This is a genomic window from Curtobacterium sp. 24E2 (assembly GCF_016925595.1).
Taxonomy (GTDB): Bacteria; Actinomycetota; Actinomycetes; order Actinomycetales; family Microbacteriaceae; genus Curtobacterium.
In genome coordinates this window covers 2,524,189-2,540,028 of record NZ_CP068987.1, presented here as the reverse complement: position 1 = coordinate 2,540,028, position 15,840 = coordinate 2,524,189, and the positions used below count along the sequence as shown (strand labels likewise).

The 15,840-nt window shown below is 73.5% G+C and carries 15 protein-coding genes and 1 pseudogene; 7 read left to right on the top strand and 9 right to left on the bottom strand.

The genetic code is table 11. From position 1 onward, the window contains the following. Nucleotides 1-356 precede the first annotated feature (356 nt). Nucleotides 357-3,026: an ATP-dependent Clp protease ATP-binding subunit gene (locus JN350_RS12545; RefSeq protein WP_205462425.1), complete on the bottom strand. Its 2,670-nt coding sequence runs from the start codon at nt 3,024-3,026 to the stop codon at nt 357-359. Nucleotides 3,027-3,122: 96 nt separating this feature from the next. Then, nucleotides 3,123-3,608 carry a Cys-tRNA(Pro) deacylase gene (gene ybaK, locus JN350_RS12540; RefSeq protein ID WP_205462424.1) on the bottom strand — a complete coding sequence of 162 codons (486 nt, stop codon included), beginning with the start codon at nt 3,606-3,608 and terminating at the stop codon, nt 3,123-3,125. A 66-nt stretch (nt 3,609-3,674) separates the two neighbouring features. Here ybaK and JN350_RS12535 point away from each other — a divergent pair, with 66 nt between their 5' ends. Both JN350_RS12535 and JN350_RS12530 read left to right on the top strand, forming a co-directional pair. Beyond that, nucleotides 3,675-3,980 carry a DUF6412 domain-containing protein gene (locus JN350_RS12535; protein ID WP_205462423.1) on the top strand — a complete coding sequence of 102 codons (306 nt, stop codon included), beginning with the start codon at nt 3,675-3,677 and terminating at the stop codon, nt 3,978-3,980. Between the two features lie 61 nt (nt 3,981-4,041). Then, a complete protein-coding gene (locus JN350_RS12530) occupies nt 4,042-4,785 on the top strand; it encodes a YidC/Oxa1 family membrane protein insertase (RefSeq protein ID WP_205462422.1) in 744 nt (247 codons plus the stop codon). 28 nt (nt 4,786-4,813) lie between these two features. Here JN350_RS12530 and JN350_RS12525 read toward each other — a convergent pair whose 3' ends face one another. Further along, on the bottom strand, nt 4,814-5,029 hold the full coding sequence (locus JN350_RS12525) for a hypothetical protein (RefSeq protein WP_111084054.1): 216 nt from the start codon (nt 5,027-5,029) through the stop codon (nt 4,814-4,816). A 95-nt stretch (nt 5,030-5,124) separates the two neighbouring features. Here JN350_RS12525 and JN350_RS12520 point away from each other — a divergent pair, with 95 nt between their 5' ends. Next, the gene (locus JN350_RS12520) at nt 5,125-6,108 is read left to right on the top strand and encodes a hypothetical protein (protein WP_205462421.1); all 984 of its coding nucleotides are present in this window, start codon (nt 5,125-5,127) and stop codon (nt 6,106-6,108) included. A 164-nt stretch (nt 6,109-6,272) separates the two neighbouring features. Here the strand turns inward: JN350_RS12520 and JN350_RS20230 are convergent, their stop codons facing one another. Then, nucleotides 6,273-6,395 (bottom strand): hypothetical protein, encoded by a 123-nt coding sequence (locus JN350_RS20230; protein ID WP_275897982.1) that lies wholly within the window; start codon nt 6,393-6,395, stop codon nt 6,273-6,275. A 9-nt stretch (nt 6,396-6,404) separates the two neighbouring features. Here JN350_RS20230 and JN350_RS12515 point away from each other — a divergent pair, with 9 nt between their 5' ends. After that, on the top strand, nt 6,405-7,697 hold the full coding sequence (locus tag JN350_RS12515) for an MFS transporter (protein WP_461964435.1): 1,293 nt from the start codon (nt 6,405-6,407) through the stop codon (nt 7,695-7,697). A gap of 126 nt (nt 7,698-7,823) precedes the next feature. Here JN350_RS12515 and JN350_RS12510 read toward each other — a convergent pair whose 3' ends face one another. Both JN350_RS12510 and JN350_RS12505 read right to left on the bottom strand, forming a co-directional pair. Then, nucleotides 7,824-9,518, bottom strand: coding sequence for a carboxypeptidase regulatory-like domain-containing protein (locus JN350_RS12510; protein ID WP_205462419.1), 1,695 nt, complete (start codon nt 9,516-9,518; stop codon nt 7,824-7,826). 477 nt (nt 9,519-9,995) lie between these two features. After that, nucleotides 9,996-10,469, bottom strand: a complete 474-nt coding sequence (locus tag JN350_RS12505) for an NUDIX domain-containing protein (RefSeq protein WP_240347306.1) — start codon at nt 10,467-10,469, stop codon at nt 9,996-9,998. Between the two features lie 163 nt (nt 10,470-10,632). Between JN350_RS12505 and JN350_RS12500 the strand changes: the two genes are divergently transcribed. Next, nucleotides 10,633-11,529 (top strand): universal stress protein, encoded by an 897-nt coding sequence (locus JN350_RS12500; RefSeq protein WP_205462418.1) that lies wholly within the window; start codon nt 10,633-10,635, stop codon nt 11,527-11,529. On the opposite strand, the gene JN350_RS12495 is transcribed toward JN350_RS12500, so the two are convergent. From JN350_RS12495 to JN350_RS12485, 3 genes are all read right to left on the bottom strand, one after another. After that, complete coding sequence (locus JN350_RS12495; protein ID WP_205462417.1) at nt 11,477-12,403, bottom strand: SGNH/GDSL hydrolase family protein; 927 nt, start codon at nt 12,401-12,403, stop codon at nt 11,477-11,479. The genes JN350_RS12500 and JN350_RS12495 overlap by 53 nt on opposite strands. 152 nt (nt 12,404-12,555) lie before the next feature. Next, the gene (locus JN350_RS12490; protein ID WP_111084060.1) at nt 12,556-12,912 is read right to left on the bottom strand and encodes a PRC-barrel domain-containing protein; all 357 of its coding nucleotides are present in this window, start codon (nt 12,910-12,912) and stop codon (nt 12,556-12,558) included. A gap of 50 nt (nt 12,913-12,962) precedes the next feature. Beyond that, on the bottom strand, nt 12,963-13,955 hold the full coding sequence (locus JN350_RS12485; RefSeq protein WP_240347305.1) for a glycosyltransferase family 9 protein: 993 nt from the start codon (nt 13,953-13,955) through the stop codon (nt 12,963-12,965). Between JN350_RS12485 and JN350_RS12480 the strand changes: the two genes are divergently transcribed. Both JN350_RS12480 and JN350_RS12475 read left to right on the top strand, forming a co-directional pair. Next, nucleotides 13,891-14,622 carry an HAD-IIIA family hydrolase gene (locus JN350_RS12480; RefSeq protein WP_461962988.1) on the top strand — a complete coding sequence of 244 codons (732 nt, stop codon included), beginning with the start codon at nt 13,891-13,893 and terminating at the stop codon, nt 14,620-14,622. The genes JN350_RS12485 and JN350_RS12480 overlap by 65 nt on opposite strands. Next, nucleotides 14,619-15,693 (top strand): annotated as a pseudogene (locus JN350_RS12475) (glycosyltransferase family 9 protein). Before JN350_RS12480 ends, JN350_RS12475 begins: the two are co-directional and overlap by 4 nt. The last annotated feature ends 147 nt before the right edge of the window (nt 15,694-15,840 follow it).

The following is a 15,840-nucleotide window of genomic DNA, read 5'->3' as shown; positions in this document are numbered from 1 at the left end:
CATGGTCGGCCCCCTTTCGGTCTCGTGCTGTCGGAGTCGCCCCCGGCTGGAGTCCAGCGGTTCGCGACGAGTGAACACTATCGGCACCGCAATTCACAGCGCAACCCCTTTCTTCGATTTCTCCGGAATTGCATTCCCGAACAGGGTGAGCACGGTGCGACGTTGGCGGACTGGTGGCAGCCTGCGCGCACGGTGCGGGGTTGCAGGCGCGCACGGGGCGGGCAACCTCGCACCGAGTGACGGAGCACGCACCGTGCGCGGTGCGCGGCAGCATCCACAGTGCCACCCGCACCGTACCCGGGCGCGACGAAGGCCCGGTACCGAATCGGTACCGGGCCCTCGTGGTCGAACGGCTGCTACAGCGTCGCGGGTTCCGCCACCGCTGCCGTCAGCACGTCGTCCACGACGTCGATCCGCACGGTGTCCCCGGCGGTCACGCCACCGTCGACCACGAGCGTCGCGATGCGGTCGTCGACCTCGCGCTGGATGAGCCGGCGGAGCGGACGGGCACCGTACTCGGGCTCGTACCCGTGCTCGGCGAGCCAGTCGACCGCGGCGTCGGACACGGAGAGCACCATGTCCTGCGCGACGAGCCGGAGCGCCGTGTCCTGCAGCAGCAACGACACGATCGACGTGATCTGCGACCGGTCGAGCTTGCGGAAGAGCACGATCTCGTCGATGCGGTTGATGAACTCCGGCCGCATGGCCTCGCGCAGCTTGCCCATCACGCGGGCCCGCAGGTCGTCCTCGCCGTACCCGTCAGTGGAACCCACGGGTGCGAAGCCGAGGGCGCCGGACCGCGAGGCCAGGAACTCCGAGCCGATGTTCGACGTCATGATCACGACGGTGTTCCGGAAGTCCACCGTGCGCCCCTGGCCGTCGGTCAGCCGCCCGTCGTCCAGCACCTGGAGCAGCAGGTTGAACACGTCGGGGTGGGCCTTCTCGACCTCGTCGAGCAGGATCACCGAGTACGGGTTCCGGCGCACGCGTTCGGTGAGCTGCCCGGCCTCGTCGTAGCCGACGTACCCGGGAGGAGCACCGACCAGCCGCGAGACGGTGTGCCGCTCGCCGAACTCGCTCATGTCGAAGCGGAGCATGGCGGACTCGTCACCGAACAGCGACGACGACAGGGCCTTCGCCAGTTCGGTCTTGCCGACGCCGGTCGGGCCGAGGAACAGGAAGCTGCCGACCGGACGACGCTGGTCGCCCATGCCGGTCCGGCTGCGGCGGACGGCCTTCGCGATCGCCGCGACGGCGTCGTCCTGTCCGACGACACGCTCGTGCAGTTCCTGCTCGAGCACGGCGAGCCGCGAGCGGTCGCCCTGGGTCAGGCGCGTCGCCGGGATGCCGGTGGCACGCGACACCACACCCGCGATGTCGCGTTCCGTGATCGAGGTGCCCACGGATTCCGGACGGGTGGGCCCACGCCGCCGGTCCCGCGGCGACGCGTCAGCGGCGTCGCGGCCGTGCCGGTGGGGAGCGCGGGGAGCGTCCGCCGACGTGGCGGCGGCGATCCGGGCCTCCAGTCCGACCGTCTCGTCGCGCAGGCGCGACGCCTCTTCGTACAGCTCCTCGGCGACCGCGCGGTCCTTCTCGGCCAGCAGCTCGGCGACCTGGTCGCGCAGGGCCTCGACGTCGACGGCACCCGAGCGGGCGAGCCGGCGGCGCGCGCCGGCCTGGTCGATGAGGTCGATGGCCTTGTCCGGCAGGTGCCGGTCGGTGACGTACCGGTGCGAGAGCTCGACGGCGGCGCGGAGCGACTCCGGCGTGTAGACGACGCCGTGGTGCTCCTCGTACCGGGGTGCGAGGCCGGTCAGGATCGCGACGGCGTCCTCGACGCTCGGCTCCCCGACCGTGACCGGCTGGAACCGACGCTCGAGCGCTGCGTCCTTCTCGATCCGGCGGTACTCGTTCAGGGTGGTCGCACCGACCAGGTGCAGGTCGCCGCGGGCGAGCCGGGGCTTGAGGATGTTGCCGGCGTCCATCGAGCCGCCCTCACCGCCACCACCGGCGCCGACGACGGTGTGGAGCTCGTCGACGAAGACGATGAGCTCGTCGGCGTGCGCCGCGATCTCGTCCATGGCCTTCGTCAGGCGCTCCTCGAAGTCGCCGCGGTACCGGGTGCCGGCGAGCATGCCGGGCAGGTCGAGTGCGACGACGCGCTTGCCCTGCAGCAGGGACGGGACGTCGCCGTCGACGATGCGCTGGGCGAGTCCCTCGACGATGGCGGTCTTGCCGACGCCGGGCTCGCCGATCAGGACGGGGTTGTTCTTGGTGCGGCGGAGCAGGATCTCGACGGCCTGCTCGATCTCGTCGGCACGCCCGATGACGGGGTCGATGCGGCCGTCACGGGCACGCGCGGTGAGGTCGGTGCCGAACTGGTCGAGGGTCGGGGTGTCGCTGACGGCACCGGACTCGTCCGTTCCGGTCGTTGCACCGGTTCCTGGCATGGGGCGCCCCTCTCGTGCTGCTGCCGCGGCTTGCTGGGCGTAGTCCTGCATGGCCTGCAGGGTGACACCGGCGCTGGCGAGCAGCTGCCCGGTGACGGTCTCCTGGTCGGTCACGAGCGCGAAGAAGACGTGCTCGGGGTCGGTGTAGGTGCTGCCGAAGCCCCGCGCGGCCTGGGTGGCCTCGACGAGGATGCGCTGCGCCGTGCCGGTCAGGGCCGGGCGGCCGGTCTGCTCGGGCTGCGGCTCGCGGGCCATCGGCAGGCGCTGTTCGATCTCGGCGGCGAGGCGCTCGGGGTCGACCCCGGCGGAACGGACGACGGCGTCGAACGGCTCGGTGCGGACGAGCACGTGCAGCAGGTGCAGCGCGTCGAGCTCGTGCTGCCCCTGCGACACCGCGTACTCGGCGGTGTGCTGGAGCAGCTCGTGGGTACGGCGGCTGAGGAGCCGCGTGATGTCCACCGGTCGGCCGAACGCGCGGGGGCGCTGCGGGTCACCGGTGTTCTGCGCCGCGAGGAGGCGGGCGAGGAACTCGTCGAACGAGTCACTGCCGCCGGTCGGGCCGAACGTCTCTGGCAAAGGGACCTCCTGGGGAACTTGAGTGCCTTCGACTCAATGCAACGCAGGAGTGCCGGGGTCATTCCCGGTGGTGGGAGAAACTTGCGGCGACTCGACTCAGGTCCGCGCGATCGCTGCCGAGATGGCGTCGGTGACCCGGGCGAGGTCGGCCGGAGCCACCTCGATGTCGAAGCCGCGGCGCCCGCCGGACACGAAGATGCTGTCGTACCCGAGGGCCGACTCGTCGAGCACGGTCTGGATCCGGGACTTCTGGCCGACCGGGCTGATGCCACCGACGACGTACCCGGTGCGCTTCTCGGCGAGCGCCGGATCGGCCAGCGTCGCCTTCTTGCCGCCGACCGCCGCCGCGATGGCCTTGAGGTCGAGCCGGTTCGCCACCGGCACGATCGCCACCGCCAGTGCGCCGTCGACCGAGACGACCAGGGTCTTGAAGACCTGCTCCTCGCGGAGCCCCAGGGCGGCGGCGGCCTCTTCGCCGAAGTTCGTGGCGCTCTCGTGGTGGTCGTACACGTGCGGCGTGTACGACACCCCGGCTCGGTCGAGCGCGACGGTCGCTGGGGTGCTCGGCGAACCTGCGGTCATGCGGCGATCCTCTCCCGCGCTGCCGTCCTGTCCGTGGCGGCACGCGGGCGTTACGCTGAACCGACCATGACCGTCGCCCTGCTCATCCTCCGTGCCGCCGCTGCGCTCGTGCTCGGCGCGCCCACCGCGGGCGACCCCGCGGCCGGCGTCCTGCCGCTGCTGGCAGTGGCCGCGCTCGGTCTGACGGCCGTCGCCCTGGCGGTCGTCGTCGCGCAGGTCATCGCCACGGTGCTGGCAGCGGTCCTCGGGCTGCGGTCGACGGGTGTCGAACACGCGGCGGTACCGGACCTGGTCACCCGCATCGCGTGGAGCCACCCCGATGCCGACGGGCACGTCCGATCGCGTGCTCCGGGAGTCGTCGCCCCGGCCTGACCACCGACCGGTGGCCGGGCCCTCGCGACCCTCCTGCGAACCACCACCGATCGGAACCGTCATGGACCTGTCCACCCTGCCCCTCGTCGGCCCGCTGCTGCACGGCGGCGCGGACCTCGTCGTCGCCCTGACCGCGGCGCTCTCCCCCACCACGGGCTCGTTCGCCGCGGCGATCGCCGTCGTGCTGCTCACCCTGGCCGTCCGGGCCGTGCTCGTGCCGCTGTCCGTCCTGCAGGTGCGAGCGGAGCGCGACCGACGCCGGCTCGCGCCGCAGCTCGCCGCCCTGCGGAAGCGCCACGGGAAGAACGCCGAGCAGCTGCAGCGCGCCGTCCAGCAGCTCTACACGAACGAGAAGGTCTCACCCCTGGCCGGCTGTCTACCCGTCCTCGCGCAGGCACCGGTGCTGTCCCTCGTCTACGCCCTGTTCACGCACGCATCGATCGGCGGCACGGTCAACGCCCTGCTCGAAGCCACCCTGGTCGGCGTCCCGCTCGGGTACTCGCTCGTCGTCACGCTGACGTCCCCGCTCTGGGTGCACGCCTGGGTCGTCGTCCTGCTGCTGGCCGTGCTCGCCGTCATCGTGGAGCTCAGCCGTCGCGCCAACCTGCGCTGGAACCCGATGCCGACGCCGGAGCCGGGCGCACAGGTGCCCGGTGCGGCAGCGACCGCCGCGATCGGACGGTTCGCACCGTTCATCACCGTCGTGTTCGCCGCGATCGCACCACTCGCCGCCGCGCTGTACGTCGTGACCAGCGCCGCGTGGACGGCCGGCGAGCGTGCCGTGCTGCGCCGGGTGATCCGGTAGCGACGTGCACGTGGGGGCAGGCCCGGCGTCAGCCGCCCTGGCCCTCCTGCTGCGGCCCCTGGTCGACCGGGTCGTACTCGGTGCCGCGACCCTGTTCCTCGTCGGCGGTCGGCACGTGGCGTTCCGTGCCGGTCCCGCCGGGGCTCGTCGCCACGTAGTCGGCCTCGCCGGACTGGGTGTCGTGGCTCAGCGGCTCGAGGGTCTCCGGGTCGGCGTCGTGCCGCGGTTCGGGTTCGGTGCTCATGCGTCACGCCTACTCCCCTCGTTCTGGGAGCACGCCGCCGCCCCGTCAGTGCCACGATGAAGGGAGTCCACGCGACCGGCAGATCGGGAGTGCGCATGGCCCACGACGACGTGGCAGCGGAACGGGCACGGCTCGAGGCCGTCGCCTGGGGAGCGGCATCGAGCCCCGCCGACGCGGCGCGCGCCCGGATCGCGCTGCAGGACCTGGCGAGCGGGCGGCGGTCGGGTGCTCGGCGAGCGGTCGCGGGAGTCGCCTCCGACACGGGGCCCGACGGGCGGCCGGGAGGCACGGCCCCGGCCAGCGGGCAGGTCGCGTCCCCCGAGCGGTCGGCTCCACCGCCCCACCCGTCGCCGGAACTGACGGCTCCACTGTCCGTGCCCTCACCGGAGCGGTCGGTGCCGCAGCATGCGGCGGCTGCCGCCGAACCGCAGCCGTCACTGCAACCGGATCCCTCCCTGCGAACGTCGGCCGGACCGTGGGCGGCGACCGAGGCCCGAGGACCCGACCGCCCCGACGACGCGGGTGACGACGACGGGGGTGAGCCGGGCCTCCCGGTCGGACCGACGCGACGGTCCCGGTGGCGCACACTGCTCTGGACGGAGCGGCCACGGATCTGGATCGCGCTCGGCGCGGCAGCGGCGGTCGGCGTGGCGTTCGCGGCCGGCACCGTCGTCGGGCCCGTCCGCGGCGACGTCGCGGCGGCACCGAGCGTCACACCGACGGCGGGGACGGTCACGCTCGAGCAGCTGCTCGACGTGCCGCAGACCTACGCCGACCAGCTGCCGGGGCCGGTGGAGGCCCCCGTGAGCCTGCACTCCACGCGGCTCGTGTTCACGAACCGGGCGCTGGACGGCGGGTCGTTCGACACGCCGTGGGCCGTGTGGGCCGGGGTGGGCACGGACCGGTCGACGATCTGCCTGGTGGCGACGGCGAACCGGATCGAGTCGTCGACGGCGTGCTTCCCGCGCGAGGCGGCGCTGCACGGCTCGGTGTCGATGTCGGCGCAGTCGATGAGCGGGACGTTGACGATCGCGCTGCGGGGTGGCGGCGTGCAGGGGCGGGTGACGAACGAGAACTGAGCGCGCGGGCTGTTGGACGCGCTGTTTGTTGGAGCGCTCCGAGAATCTCCTCTGACCCCCTCGCGGGCTGCGGTCCATCGTGCAACACTGGATGAGCGCACTCGCCGTGGAGTCGTACCCACATCACCCACATCCACAGCGAGCGCGCCCCGCAGACCTCCCGGTCATCGTCGTTCCCCCGAACGGCACCGTCGCGCGCTCGCCCGTGCCCCGGAGGAGGTCAGCAGCGTGTCCACCAACACCACCACCTCGGCCGTGTCGACGAACACGCGGCCGATCACCGTCACCCCCAGTCCATCGTCGGCATCGCCGTCCTCGGGCTGGCGACGTTCTTCGCCATCACCACCGAGCTCATGCCCGTCGGGCTGCTCGGCACGATGAGCGCCGACCTCGGCGTTTCCGAGGCCACCATGGGCATCGTCGTCACCGTGTACGCGGGAGCCGTGGCACTCCTGGCGCTCCCGCTCACCGCCTTCACCGCGAAGCTCCCCCGCAAGGCCGTGCTCGTGTCGACGCTCGTCGGCTACACGGTGTCGAACCTCATGATCGCGTTCGCGCCGTCGTTCGCGGTCGTCTGCGCCGGCCGGGTCGTCGGCGGCGTCGCGCACGCGCTGTTCTTCTCGGTCGCCTCGGCGTACGCCACCCGGATCGTGCCACCGCGCCTGGCCGGTCGCGCCATCGCGTTCGTGTACTCGGGCAGCTCGCTCGGGTTCGTGCTCGGCGTGCCCGTCGCCACCTGGGTCGCACAGCACATCGGCTGGCGCCCCGCCGTGTTCTCGATCGGTGTCGCCGCCGCCGTGCTCGCCGCCGTGGCGCTGCTGTTCCTGCCCGCCGTCAGCGGTGCCTCGTCGCCGCACATCGGGTCCCCGAAGGCCTGGGCGCGCACCGGGCTGCTGTCCGTCGTGATCGCCGACCTGCTCCTGTTCGCCGGGCACTACGTCGTCTACACCTACGTCGGGCCGTACGCGATCGACGCCGGACTCGACGCCTCGATGGTGAGCGGTGCGCTGCTCGTCCTGGGCGGCACCGGGGTGATCGGCCTCTGGCTCGCGGGCATGTTCGTCGACCGGGCACCCCGCCAGACCCTCATCGCCGCCGTCGCCGTGATGGCCGTCGCGTTCGCCGTGATGCCGTTCGTGCACGGCTCCCTGGTCGGCACGATGGTCGTCGCCGGCGTGTGGATGGCCGCGAACGGCACGACGGGCACGCTCTTCATGGCTGCCGCGATCCGCTCCGGAGGCGTCTCCCCCGACATCGCCGGCGCGCTCATCAACGGTGCGTCGAACATCGGCATCGCCGGCGGCGCAGCCATCGGCGGCCAGGCCCTCGGGATCGTCGGGTTGCAGTACCTGCCGTTCGCCGGTGGTGCCGTGCTGCTCGGGTCGCTCGGGGTCGTCGTGCTGGCGCGCCGGGGATTCCCGGTGCACACGGTCGGGCAGGGGCACCTGTCGACGTCGTCGATCGAGGCGATCACGTCCTCGCTCGCGGTGGTCACCACGTCGGTGCCCGTCGTCGGTCGGGCGATCCAGACCCTGACGGGGTCGGTCGCGACGGTCACGGGCTCGCACCGCACGCACCGCACGCAGTAGCGCGGTCGGGGGCGGGGCGTCGGGGCGGCGGCGTGTCGGGGGCGGCTGCGTGTCGCGGACGGCGGCGCAGACCAACGACGAAGGGCGGGCCGGCATCGCGCCGGGCCCGCCCCTCGTCGTGACCGATCAGTCCTGCAGGTGGCTCCGGCGACGGTTGCGCACCGCGCGGTAGGTCAGCAGCGCCGCACCGAGCAGCACGAGCACCCCGGCCGCGATCAGCCCGGGCTTCAGGTCCGCACCGGTGTAGGCCAGCGGCCCGCCGTCGCCGACGTCACCCGAACCGGACGCCGGCGCGTTGCCCGATCCCCCGGCGGCCGGCACGGTCGGGACCGCCGTGGGCGAGGTGGTCGGCGCACTGGGCGACGGCGACGGAGCCGGGGTCACGGAGGCCTCGACCACGAAGGCGAGCGGCGTCGCAGCACCTTCCTCGGGCGTGACCACGGTCACCGGAGTGGCCCCGTCGACGTCGACCGTGACCGTGTACTCGGTCGTCGGCTGCAGGTCGACGAGGTCGAAGGCGCCGTCGTCGTCGGTCGCCACGGTCACCGGCGGGCCGGCCTCCGGGTCGGTCGGCGTCGCGACGACGTCCACGCCGGCGACCGGGTCACCGTTCGTGTCCACGACGGTGCCGGGCTGGTCGGTCGTGACGACCTCGGGCGCGGCGGGGGTATCGAACGGCAGGTTCGACGTCACGCTGGTGCCGGCGACCGCGGCGATGCCGGTGTTCGCGGTGTCACCGGTCGCTCCCGCGGCGGGGACCACCGTGCGGACCGTGTAGGTGCCCGCAACCGTGGCGAAGGTGTAGCGGCCGTCGGCGTCGGTGGTGTCCGAGCCGACCACGGCGCCGGACTCGTCGAGGAGCTCGACGACCACGCCGGCCGGCACGGGCGTCCCGTCGAGGGACACGACACCGGTCACAGTGGCGATGACGGCGGGCGGGGCGACGATCGGCTCGGGCTCGACCGGTGCTGCACCGGCGTCACCGGTGGTGATCGACACCGGCGGCTCGTCGGCGACGGAGACGTCCAGGGCCGTGTCCTGCGGGAGGTCGGAGCCGGTGTACACACCGTCGCTGTTCGTCGTGGTGTCGACCAGCGTGTCGCCGGTGTCGGGGTCGGTGATGACGACCGGGATGTTCGACACGGGGTTGCCGTCCTCGTCGGTCACCGTGCCGATCACCGCTGCGGTGGCCGGCGGCGAGTCGAACGCGAAGTCGACGACCCCGTCGACGCCGCCCGGGGTGCCCTCGACAGCGAGCGACACACGCTGCGGCTGCTCCGGGCCGTCAGCACCCGCCGGCGCGGTGATCTCGACGCGGTAGTTCGCGATCACCGGCAACTGCGGGAACACGTAGTTGCCGTCGGCGTCGGTGGTCGTCGTGTACTTCGTGCCCCGGGGCGCGGTCACGGTGACGGTCGCACCGGGGATCGGCGTGCCGTCGAGGGTCGCGGTACCGCTGATGGCCGCGGTGCGGTTGGCGAACCAGGTCTGGTAGACGGGGAACCCGCTGCGCTGCTGGTACGTGATGGTCAGGCTGGTGAGCGACACGGTCGGGGTGAACCAGGCCGAGGCGCCCGCGGTGTCCGACGCGGCGGCGTTGCCGGTCAGGGTGCGGGTGGCGGCGTCCCAGGTCGGCTGGTCCTTGCCGGTGGTGCCGTCGGGGTCGGGGGTGCACGACCAGCCGCCGGCCGCCGGAGCAGCCGAGCAGGAGTTGTAGGAGCTCTCGTAACCAAGCTGCTCCCCGTCGCCGCGCCGCCACCGGCGACCGTCGCCTCGATCGTCGCCTGGTCGGCGTCGATGTCGCCGAGGACGAACGACCAACTCTCGGCGCCGGGCGTCGCGCCGTCGAACGTGTAGGTGGTGGTCGACGCCGAGTCGCCGTTGGGACGGTCAGCCTGAGGACGCTGGTTCATGTACGTCTGCCCACGACTCGTGCCGTAGACCGCACCGACCGGTGTCCCCGCCGACTGCCACGTCGACGCCCCGCTGATCACGGTCGACTGCCGCGAGTTCGAGGTGAACGTCGTCGCGGGGAACCCGGCCAACGTCATCGTGCCCGTGTACGCCTTCGAGGCCCCGCTGAGGGTGAACGTGCCCCAGTTGCCCGCGGGTTCGGCCGAGGCGCTCGTCGCGCCGCCGATCGCGAGTCCTGCTCCGAGTGCGAGGGCGGTGAGCCCCGCCGTGACCGCGCGCCAGCGCCGCATGTGTACTCCCTGGTGATGACGTCGGCGTGACCCGACGTCCGTGCAGGCTATCCAGACGGCGCGGACCCGGTCCACACCGACACCACATCGTGATTCAGGCGGGTCGGTCGAGCAGCACGAGCAGCGCGTCCACCGCGGCGACCTGGCCTGCGACGAGCAGCTCCCGCGCCTCGGCGACCGGCACCCACCGGGCGTCGTCGACCTCCGGCACGTCGACGAACCGACCCGAGCCACGTGGCAGTTCCAGCCGGACGGTGTTGCTCCGCACGACGGCGACCTCGAACCCCGGGGCCGGGGCGGCGAACACCCGGACGCGCTTGCCCGAGGCCTGCCGGAACTCGCCCAGGTCCGTGACGTCGTCGACGGCCACGGGTGCGGGGACCCCGATCTCCTCACCGAACTCGCGCATGGCAGTCTCGAGCGGGTCCTCGCCGGGTTCGACGAGTCCCTTCGGGATCGACCAGGCACGTGGGCGGTTCCGCCAGAACGGCCCGCCCATGTGCGCGACGAAGACCTCCGGCCCGGCCGGACCGGTCCGGTGCAGCAACAGTCCGGAGCTCACCACCACGCCTGTGAGACTACGCGGCGTCGGCCAGGAGGCCCGGTCCAGGTCCGCCGCCCGCGGTCACCACCGCGCACGGCCGGTTCCACGGCCCCCGACCGGAGTACCGTGTGGCGCACGGAGCGCCAGGTGACGCCCCCGAAGCCTGCGACGGAGGAGGCCGATCGGGATGGACGAGCGATGGACGACGGTGACGTTGGCCGCCGACGCGGCGATGCCCCACGACGAGGCCCTGCGGTGGATCGTGGCCCGCGCCGGTGCCGGTGTCGAGCGGCTGCGGATCATCGGCGCCGACCACGCGTTGGAGGGCCGGACGCCGGTCGCCGACCAGCTCGCCGAGGCCGCGCGGACCGCCCTGCCCGGTGTGGCGGTCGAGGTGCTCCGGCACGCGGGTCCGTTCGCCGCAGCCCTGGTCGAGGAGTCGGACGGCGGTGACCTGCTCGTGATCGGGAGCTTCCGCCACCGGCGCGGATCGACGGCCGGCGGCGACCCGGCGCGGGTCGCCGAGCGCGCTGCCGTCCCGACCGTGGTCGTGCCGGAGGGTCCGCACCCGATCGACGGCGACGTGGTGCTCGCGGTGGAGGACCCGATCGACGAACGTGCGGTGTCCATCGCCGTCGACGAGGCCGTCCGGCGGAACCGACGGCTGACGCTCCTGCGCGCGTGGGAGATGCCCGTGCTCACCCGGACGGGACTGACCGACTTCGCCGAGGACCCGCTCCGGTGGCGCACCAGCAACGCCGAGCTGCTGCAACGGGTGACGTCCGTGCTGACGGCGCGGTACCCCTCGCTGCGCCTCCGTCCGCTGCTGGTCGAGGGCCACCCGGGTCACGCGATCGCCTCGCACACCCGCCGTGCGTCGCTGGTGGTGCTCGGTCGCGGGCACGTGCGCGCGCTCTCGGGCTCGTTGCTCCACGACGTCGTGCGCGAGACCGCTGCCCCGGTCTGCGTGGTCCCGCCGGCGGCGCACCCGGACAGCCGAGCGGCCACGGCGATCGAGACCACCGGTGGGATCAGCCGGCGAGGGCGCGGATCGCGGCGGCCATCCGCGCGGTCAGGTACGTGACGCCGCGCTCGTTCGGGTGCAGGGCGCCCGCCTCCAGGTCGATCTTCCGCAGGTCACCGGAACCGGTGAGCGTCACCCCGGCCACGTAGCGCTTCGACGCGGCGCACGGCGAGTGGTCCTGCGTGCTCGCGAAGACGTCGACGAACCGCACCCCGGCGGCGGCGGCAGCGGACCGGGAGACCTCGTTGAGTTCGTCCTGGACCCCGTGCAGGTACTCGACGTCGGTGTCCGTGAAGGGGTAGGTGTCCGACGGGAACGAGCCCGCCAGGGTGCCGAGGTCGAGTGCGGACCGGAAGCAGCCCTTCGCGGGGGTGTCCTCGGCGTCCGGGAAGATCGCCGGGTACCCGAGGAACACGACGACGGCGTTCGGGGCGGCCCGCTGCACCGCGCCGAGGGTGTCGGCGATGCCGAGGGCCACTCGTGACTGGATCTTCACGGCGAGCTGGTCGACGCCGTCCTGCACCAGGGTGCTCTCGCACGACGGGGCGTCGCGACCCGAGAACACCGGGCCGTTCGCGGAGACCGCCAGGCACGAGGCTGCCGTGCCGAACAGGTCCGCGTCGTTGCCGCCGATCGTCAGGGTCACCAGTCGGGTGCGGTCGGACAACGACTCGATCTGGGGTGGGACCCCCTTGAACTGGTGGCCCGTGGTGACGTCGTCGCTCGTGGCGCCGGCGCAGGTGACGTCGGTCAGGGCGAGCCCGAACTGCGCAGCGAGCCGGTGCGGGTAGTCGCGCGCCGACTGCACGCACGCGTTCGTGGGCAGCCCGGTGTGGTCCCCCAGGCCGTACCCGGCCGAGTAGGAGTCGCCGAGCGCCACGTACTCACTGCCCGGCGGGATCGCGTCGAGCGACTCGGCGGGGTCGGTGGTCACGGGGTACGGCTCCGGCACCGGCCACATCGGCGCCGCGGAGGCCGTCGGCGCGCCGACGGACCCGCCGAGGCCCGCCGCCACGAGACAGACGGCGCCGACCACCGCCAGGGCGGCGCGCAGTGGTCGGCGGGTGATGCGGAGCAGTTCCGGCCTCAGCGGCGTCCGAGGCGGCGCTCGCCGCCGCTGCCCGTGCGGTACTCGAGGCCGTAGTGCTGGAACAGTTCGGGCTCGGTCGCGGCGTCGAGTTCACCGTCGGTCGCGATGGAGGGTGCGTCCTTCACGAGCTTCTTCGGGAAGGTCACGCGCAGGTGCTTCGGTGCGACGGTCGCCCCGACGAGGGGGACGAACACGAGCTTCTGGAAGCCGACCATCCCGGTCGTGAGCGCACCGAACGCCGGCTCGGACGTGGCCGTGTCGTAGTAGATGCTCTCGAGCGTCCCGACCTTGTCCTCGGCCTCGTCGACGACGGGCAGGCCGATCCAGTCACGGATGTTGGCGGCTTCGAACACGAAGGACTCCTTCCGAGTGCCCGGTGTGTCCGGGTGGCTCTCGGTCGACGCTACCGGTCGGTCGCCTGTGCGGTCACCCCGAGCACGTCGAGCCGGTCCACCGCGGCGAGCACGTCGGCCGCGCCGACCGCCAGGATCGCCGGGTCGGGGTCCTCGGCGAAGACGTCGCCACGCCGGACCGAGGCATCGGTGAGCACGATGTGCGGACCCGATGCGGGCGGTCCCCAGGCCTCCGGCGGCGCCGGCCCGAAGAGCACCACCGACGGCACGCCGTAGGCGGTCGCGAGGTGCGCGGCACCGGTGTCGACGGTGACCACGAGCCGCGCCGCGGCGATGACGCCGGCGAACTCCTGCAGCCCCAGGGAGCCGGCCAGGACCGCCCCCGGCGCCAGGCCGGCCGCGTCGGCGACGGCACGGGCGCGGACGACGTCGTCCGCGCCTCCCGTCAGGACCACGTCGGCACCGCGCTCCCGCAGTCCGCGCACCACGTCGGCGAAGCGGTCCGTGGGCCAGTGCCGCGCCCCGTGGAACGCACCCACGTGGACGACCGCGGCGTCGGCGACCACGGGCGGTGCCGCCGGGCGGTCGACGGCCACGTCGTCGGCGTCGGCGGGCACGCCGTGCCAGGTGAGCAGGTCCGCCCAGCGGTCGCGCTCGTGCACGTCGGACGGCCACTCCGGACCGTCGTAGCCGTGGGTCGGGTCGGCGTGCCCGATGACCCGACGGGGCTGCAGGGCGGCGATCAGGTCGGACGACTCGGGGCCCGCGCCGTGCAGGTTCACCGCGACGTCGACCGTGCCGGCGGGGACGTTGATCGGGTGGTCGAGGCCGTGCTGGGCCAGGTGGACGTCCACGGCGGGGACGAGCTCGACGACGGGCGCCAGCCACGCGGTCGTCGCGAGGGTGATGCGGTGGTCGGGGAACGCCCGTCGCAGGGCACGGAGCGCAGGGACGGCGACCAGGAGGTCGCCGAGCTTGATGGCGCGGAGGACGACGAGTTCCGGGCGTCCGTCGGCGGCGGGCAGGGTCTCGAGTGCGGTCACGGGCGCGACGGTAGGCGGTGCCCGCTGGTGGCGTCGGCAGCGGGCGCGTTCCCCGGCTGTCCTGAGCCGGCACGCGGCCGCCGACCGGTACTCCGGTGCCATGCCCCTCGCACCGGACCGCGCGATCCGCGGCCTGCTCTTCGACCGCGACGACACCCTCGTCGTGGACGTCCCGTACAACGCCGACCCGCGCCTGGTGGTGCCCGTCCCCGGTGCCCGTCGCGCCGTGGAGCGGGCTCGTGCAGCCGGGCTGCTGCTCGGCGTGGTCACGAACCAGTCCGTGGTCGCGAAGGGCCTCGCGACGCGCGAGCAGGTCGACGCGACGAACGCCCGCGTGGACGCACTCGTCGGACCGTTCGACGTCTGGTGCGTCTGCCCGCACGACGCCGGCGACGACTGCGCCTGCCGGAAGCCGCGGCCGGGCATGGTCCTCGATGCCGCCGAGCGACTCGGGGTCCCGCCGGAGGCGCTCGTGGTGGTCGGCGACATCGGCGCCGACGTGCAGGCGGCGCGGGCCGCAGGGGCGCAGGGCGTGCTCGTGCCGACCCCGCGCACGCGGCCCGAGGAGGTCGCCGCCGCCGAGACCGTCGCGGCGACCCTCGCCGAGGCCGTCGACCTGGTGATCGCCTCGGCCGGACCGTCGACCGTCGAGACGGACCGCACGTGAGCCGTCCCCGCGTCCTCGTGGCGCGCCTCGACTCGTTCGGTGACGTCCTGGTCGCCGGCCCTGCCGTCCGCGCCGTCGCCGCCGGGGCCTCGCACGTCACGATGCTGTGCGGACCGCAGGGCGCTCCGGCCGCCGACCTGCTGCCCGGCGTGGACCGCGTCCGGGTGTGGGCAGCGCCCTGGGTCACCGAGACCACGCGGCCGATCGACGACGCCGTGCTCGCCGAGTTCCGCGCGCTCGTCGCCGAGGAGCGTCCCGATGAAGCGGTCGTCCTCACCTCGTTCCACCAGTCGCCGCTGCCCCTGGCGCTGCTCCTCCGCCTCGCCGGTGTCCCCCGCGTCTCCGGGGCCTCGGTCGACCACCCGGGGCGCTCCTCGACGTCCGCCTGCGACCCGGCGAGGACCTGCCCGAGGACGTCCCCGAGCCCGAGCGCGCGCTGCGGATCGCCGAGGCGGCCGGGTTCCGGCTGCCGCCGGAGGACGACGGGAGGCTCGCGGTGCGTCACGACGCCGTCGCACCCCGGTCCGTGGCCGGGCTGGGACGGTACGTGGTCGTGCACCCCGGCGCGAGCGTGCCGGCCCGGTCGTGGCCGGCATCGCACCACCGCGAGCTCGTCGCCGCCTACGCCGAGCGCGGCGTGGCCGTCGTCGTCACCGGCTCCCCGGTGAACGCGACCTCACGGCCGCCGTCGCCGGCGCCACCGGCATCGACCTCGGCGGACGGACCACGCCCGCCGAACTCGCCGCGGTCCTGGCCGGAGCCGAGGTCGTCGTCGTCGGCAACACCGGGCCGGCGCACCTCGCCGCGGCGGTCGGTGTACCGATCGTCAGCCTCTTCTCGCCGGTCGTCCCCGCCGTCAAGTGGGCGCCGTACGCACCGCTGGTCGAACTGCTCGGGGACCAGTCCGCGCCGTGCCGGCTCAGCCGGGCGCGGGAGTGCCCCGTCGCCGGGCACCCGTGCCTGTCCACGGTGCGCATCGAGGACGTGCTCGCAGCCCACGAACGACTGCTCGTCCGCGCTTCGCGGATGGAACCGAGAAGTCTGCGGAGCGCGCCAGAAGGTGCTGCGTAGCGTCCTCCACTGCTCGGGCTTCTCGACTCCGACCCGCCCGTACCGCGACACCCTCCCGCTGCCCCGACCCGAACGGAAGGCCCTCCATGCGCATCCTCGTCTGGCACGTCCACGGCGGCTGGATGGACGCCTTCGTCCGCGGCCCGC

Excerpts from the sequence above, each read along its gene's own strand:
- ybaK (WP_205462424.1), bottom strand. The coding sequence starts at position 3,608 with ATGACCGCAGGTTCGCCGAGCACCCCAGCGACCGTCGCGCTCGACCGA.
- JN350_RS12525 (WP_111084054.1), bottom strand. The coding sequence starts at position 5,029 with ATGAGCACCGAACCCGAACCGCGGCACGACGCCGACCCGGAGACCCTC.
- JN350_RS12535 (WP_205462423.1), top strand. The coding sequence starts at position 3,675 with ATGACCGTCGCCCTGCTCATCCTCCGTGCCGCCGCTGCGCTCGTGCTC.
- JN350_RS12520 (WP_205462421.1), top strand. The coding sequence starts at position 5,125 with ATGGCCCACGACGACGTGGCAGCGGAACGGGCACGGCTCGAGGCCGTC.
- JN350_RS12500 (WP_205462418.1), top strand. The coding sequence starts at position 10,633 with ATGGACGAGCGATGGACGACGGTGACGTTGGCCGCCGACGCGGCGATG.
- JN350_RS12530 (WP_205462422.1), top strand. The coding sequence starts at position 4,042 with ATGGACCTGTCCACCCTGCCCCTCGTCGGCCCGCTGCTGCACGGCGGC.
- JN350_RS12480 (WP_461962988.1), top strand. The coding sequence starts at position 13,891 with ATGGCGCGGAGGACGACGAGTTCCGGGCGTCCGTCGGCGGCGGGCAGG.